Here is a 1,145-nt window from a genome sequence, read left to right as displayed (position 1 = left end):
CCACTGCCCGTGCATCACGTTGTGCCCGAGTTCCATGTTGTCGATGATCTTCGACACGCCGAGCAGACCCGTGCCGAGCAACCACAGCGGACGGCGCCGGCTGCCGAACAGGGTCACTCGCCCGGCGAGTTCGAGGCTGCGCTGCAACCTGATGGTGTTGCGGATGTATCGGGCGTCGCGTTCGCCGCGGGAGTCCTCGATGTCGCGACGGAGGGCATCGAGCTCTCGGCCGAGGGCCTCGACATCCGCGTCCGTCAGATGCGCGAATTCCTGAAGATCTGAGATGGCCATGCGACTACCTTAGCGTAAGTTACGACACCGTAAGTTACGGCACCGTAAGGATGTGGTGGCGGCCGGAGCCTCGCGTGCACACGCCGTGGCGCCGTACCCACGCTCCCGCAGGGGCGCGACGACATGCTCCACGGAATCTCCGCCTGGTGCCGGCACTGGTCGAACTGGCGCAGCGCCGGCCGGACCAGTGCCCGCGCGCCACCACACACCCCCACATCAGACACTGTCGATGCAGTACTCAGCCCGGGCGGGACGTCAAGACCACCGGGTCGGCACGATCGTCCTCCGGCTGGTGGCACCGACCGCGACCGTGCCGGCGAGGGCCGCGACGATCAGCAGCACGGCCGGGGCCGGGGCCAGCCACCACGGGGACGCGAGCAGCACCGCCAGCACCAGCATCGCGATCAGCAGGGCCGTCGGGTCGGGGCGGGTGCGGGTCTCGCCGAGTGTCGTGTACCGGCGGAACCGGCGTCCGTCCTCCATGTCAGTGCTTCCCCTCGATCGCGCGAGCGGTCTGGGCGTGCGAACCCCAGCCCACGTGCGCCTCGGACCGCATTTTTTCGCTCATGTGCGGGTAGTGCAGCTCGAACGCCGGGCGCTCGGAGCGGATGCGCGGCAGCTCGGTGAAGTTGTGCCGCGGCGGCGGGCAGCTCGTCGCCCACTCGAGGGAGTTGCCGTAACCCCACGGGTCGTCGACGGTCACGACCTGGCCGTACCGGTAGCTCTTGAACACGTTCCACAGGAACGGCAGGGTCGAGGCGCCGAGCACGAAGGCACCGACGGTCGAGATGATGTTCAGGGTGGTGAACCCGTCCGAGGGCAGGTAGTCGGCGTAGCGGCGCGGCATGCCCTCG

At 68.6% G+C, this 1,145-nt stretch carries 1 protein-coding gene and 2 pseudogenes; all 3 read right to left on the bottom strand.

Annotation, left to right across the window (positions count from 1 at the left end; all coding sequences use genetic code 11):
* A pseudogene (locus CQZ88_RS30995) lies at window positions 1–291 on the bottom strand (acyl-CoA desaturase); the annotation flags it as partial.
* 255 nt (window positions 292–546) lie between these two features.
* Entirely contained in the window at window positions 547–774 is a 228-nt protein-coding gene (locus CQZ88_RS13335; RefSeq protein ID WP_006947519.1) for a hypothetical protein, read from the bottom strand.
* Window position 775: 1 nt separating this feature from the next.
* Window positions 776–1,145, bottom strand: a pseudogene (locus tag CQZ88_RS13330) (cytochrome ubiquinol oxidase subunit I); the annotation flags it as partial.

Origin of the sequence: Rhodococcus sp. ENV425, assembly GCF_002887785.1 — a bacterium.
In the GTDB taxonomy this organism is placed as follows: domain Bacteria; phylum Actinomycetota; class Actinomycetes; order Mycobacteriales; family Mycobacteriaceae; genus Rhodococcus; species Rhodococcus aetherivorans.
The sequence above is the reverse complement of the archived record's forward strand: the minus strand, read 5'-3'. Positions and strand labels throughout refer to the sequence as shown.

Bases quoted from the DNA above. Each gene is read 5' to 3' on its own strand.
- CQZ88_RS13335 (WP_006947519.1), bottom strand. From the start codon at position 774: ATGGAGGACGGACGCCGGTTCCGCCGGTACACGACACTCGGCGAGACC.